The sequence below is a fragment of the Nesterenkonia sp. F genome (genome assembly GCF_000220985.1).
Lineage (GTDB): Bacteria > Actinomycetota > Actinomycetes > Actinomycetales > Micrococcaceae > Nesterenkonia.
The window spans coordinates 1-2,783 of record NZ_AFRW01000071.1 but is presented as its reverse complement, the minus strand read 5'-3'; the positions used below and the strand labels follow the sequence as shown (position 1 = coordinate 2,783).

The window sequence follows — 2,783 nt, the reverse complement described above, 5'->3', positions numbered from 1 at the left end:
TCAGCCCCTCGCGCATGCGTGGGGCGGCGAGCAGCAGTCCGGAGACGAACTGCGAGGAGGCCGAGGCGTCGACGGCGACCTCGCCGCCGGCCAGTCCGCCGCGCGAGCGCAGCGTGAACGGCAGGGTGTCCGGTCGCGGCGTCCCGGGTTCGGCGGACCGTCCGTCGGTGACCTCGGCGCCGAGCGTCGCGAGCCCCTCGAGCACCGCGCCCATCGGCCGGACCCGAGCCTCCGGGTCGCCGTCGAAGCGCACCGTGCGTCCGGTCAGCGCGGCGACGGCGGGCAGGAAGCGCATCACCGTGCCGGCCAGGCCGCAGTCCACCTCGACCGGCGGGGCGCCGTCGGACTCGTCGGCGTCCAGCGTCAGCGGGGTGATGCGCACTGCCTGCTCCCCGGTCGAAGGGTGCGCGGCGAGATGCTCGACGCCGGCGCCGAGTGCGGACAGCGCCTGCAGCATCAGCGAGCTGTCGCGGGACTCCAGCGCGTTGACGACCACCGACGGGCCGTCGGCCAGGGCGGCCAGCAGCAGATGCCGATTGGTCAGCGACTTCGAGGCGGGCACGCGGATCTCTCCACGCACCGGCGCCCCCGCCTGCGGCGCAGGCCACGGATCCGGGGGCGCCGGGTGGGCGGGCGGTGTCGAGCGCGCGGAGCTCAGGAGGCCGCCTCCGTCTTCTTCTTCGCCTCCTCGGCGACGGCGGCCACGGCCTGCCGCGCCTCGCGCTCGGCGTTCTTCAGACCCTTGGCGGCGGCCTTCTGGTACGCCTTCAGCGTCTTCACCGCATCGCCTCCGGTCTGCTCGGCGATCCTGTGGGTCTTGTCGCTGAACGGCGACCCCTTGGCGCTCTTCGCCAGGTGCTCGGCCCGCCAGGACAGCGAAGGGCGCCCGTCGAGGTCCACCACGGCCAGTCCGAGGCCTCCCAGGATGCCCAGGTTCTTCAGCAGTCCGGTGCGCACTGCGGCGCCGTCGGCGGACTCGGCCTTGGCGGTGCGGAACTCCACGTAGGAGTCGAGCTTGTGCACCCCGGCCAGCGTCAGCGCGGCGAGTCGGGGGAACTTCCCGACCGCCAGCGCGGCGCCGGCGACGACCTCGACCCCGCCGAGGACCTGCGTGGTGCGCTGCGGATGCGCGGTGACCGGCTCGGCCTGCGGCACCAGCGACCCGACCTCCTCCAGCGTGGGCTCGAGCGCCTCGGCGGCCTCCGGAGTGTTCCGGAGACGGTCGACGCCGTGGACGATGAAGCCGGCGCCGAGCATCGGCCGGGCGAGTGTGCGGATCAGAGACATGGATTCCTCCTGTGGCGGTACCGCCGCCGGCGGCCTCGGCCGGCGGGGACTCGGGGTCGAGTCGGGACGTGCGCGCCGAGGCGACGGGGCCCGGCACTCTCCACACGCCAATCTACCCAATCAGCGCGGGACGCGGAATCATGTCCGCGTGCTCACAGGTCCCCTCGGGGCGGAATGCCGCGGCCCCGCTCATCGTTGAGCACTGCATGAGCACAAGTACGCTTGAGCGACCACAGACCGCGAGTCATCTCGCCGTCGACCCCGGGGCCGCGCCCGCGCGGCCGACGGGGGGCACGGGCGCGGCGGTGCGCGTACACTCGGAGGCGATGGATGACCACGAGGAGAACGCCGACGTGTCCGAGGAGACCGAGGCCCAGCGCCGCCGGCGCTTCGAGGCCGAGGCGATGCAGTACGTCGACCAGCTGTATTCGGCGGCGATGCGGATGACCCGCAATCCCCAGGACGCCGAGGATCTGGTCCAGGAGGCCTACACGAAGGCGTACTCGGCCTTCCACCAGTACAAGCCCGGCACCAACCTCAAGGCCTGGCTGTACCGGATCCTGACCAACACCTACATCAACATCTACCGCAAGAAGCAGCGCCAGCCGCAGCAGGCCAACACCGAGACGGTGGAGGACTGGCAGATGGCCCAGGCCGCGGAGCACACCTCCTCAGGGCTGCGCTCGGCCGAGGCCGAGGCCCTGGACCACCTGCCGGACTCCGACGTCAAGGACGCCCTGCAGGAGATCCCGGAGGAGTTCCGCCTGGCGGTGTACTTCTCCGACGTCGAGGGCTTCGCCTACAAGGAGATCGCCGAGATCATGAACATCCCCATCGGCACGGTGATGTCCCGTCTGCACCGCGGTCGCAAGCTGCTGCGCGGTCTGCTGACCGACTATGCCCGCGAACGCGGCTTCAAGAACAAGAAGCTGGAGGCCCGCTGATGAGCGACGAGACCACCGACGAGACGTGCCGCGGGGGCGACTGTCGCGAGACCGACGAGCGCATGGAGCGCATCTACGAGTACCTCGACGGCCAGCTGAGCCGGCAGGACCTGGAGGACGTGCGCACCCACCTGCACGATTGCCCGGACTGCGCGACCGAGTACGACCTCGAGTGCATCATCCGCAGCGTGGTGCGTCGCTCCTGCGCCGAGCGGGCCCCCGACACGCTGAAGGTCACCATCATGGAGCGCATCAGCCAGCTCCGCGGCGAGGCCGGCCACGACGTCGTCGGACGCGAATCAGCATGAGCGAACCGAGCGAACCGAGCTGAGCGAGGCGGGCCGAGCCGGTCCGCCGCCCGCCGGAGGCCGCGCCGGGCGCCGCACCCGGCCCCGGACGCATGAACCCCCCTGCAGACCACGGTCTGCAGGGGGGGTTCGACGTCGTCAGGTGCGCTCTCGCGCCTCCGGCCGATCAGGGCCGGGGCCTCGGCCCTCGGGCCGCGGCCCCTCCGAGGCGCCCGCTGATCCCGACGGGATCAGCTGTTCGGGC

At 72.0% G+C, this 2,783-nt stretch carries 4 protein-coding genes; 2 read left to right on the top strand and 2 right to left on the bottom strand.

Annotation, left to right across the window (positions count from 1 at the left end):
• Both GU5_RS14230 and GU5_RS14225 read right to left on the bottom strand, forming a co-directional pair.
• The coding region (locus GU5_RS14230) for a 3-phosphoshikimate 1-carboxyvinyltransferase (protein ID WP_010524621.1) at positions 1-562 on the bottom strand (562 nt) is incomplete at its 3' end.
• Between the two features lie 92 nt (positions 563-654).
• On the bottom strand, positions 655-1,287 hold the full coding sequence (locus GU5_RS14225; protein WP_010524620.1) for a DoxX family protein: 633 nt from the start codon (positions 1,285-1,287) through the stop codon (positions 655-657).
• A 326-nt stretch (positions 1,288-1,613) separates the two neighbouring features.
• Between GU5_RS14225 and GU5_RS0105715 the strand changes: the two genes are divergently transcribed.
• Both GU5_RS0105715 and rsrA read left to right on the top strand, forming a co-directional pair.
• Complete coding sequence (locus GU5_RS0105715; protein WP_010524619.1) at positions 1,614-2,231, top strand: sigma-70 family RNA polymerase sigma factor; 618 nt, start codon at positions 1,614-1,616, stop codon at positions 2,229-2,231.
• Entirely contained in the window at positions 2,231-2,539 is a 309-nt protein-coding gene (gene rsrA, locus GU5_RS0105710) for a mycothiol system anti-sigma-R factor (protein WP_010524618.1), read from the top strand. Before GU5_RS0105715 ends, rsrA begins: the two co-directional genes overlap by 1 nt.
• Positions 2,540-2,783 lie beyond the last annotated feature (244 nt).

Coding starts and splice junctions, on each gene's coding strand:
- rsrA (WP_010524618.1), top strand. CDS start 2,231: ATGAGCGACGAGACCACCGACGAGACGTGCCGCGGGGGCGACTGTCGC.
- GU5_RS14225 (WP_010524620.1), bottom strand. CDS start 1,287: ATGTCTCTGATCCGCACACTCGCCCGGCCGATGCTCGGCGCCGGCTTC.
- GU5_RS0105715 (WP_010524619.1), top strand. CDS start 1,614: ATGGATGACCACGAGGAGAACGCCGACGTGTCCGAGGAGACCGAGGCC.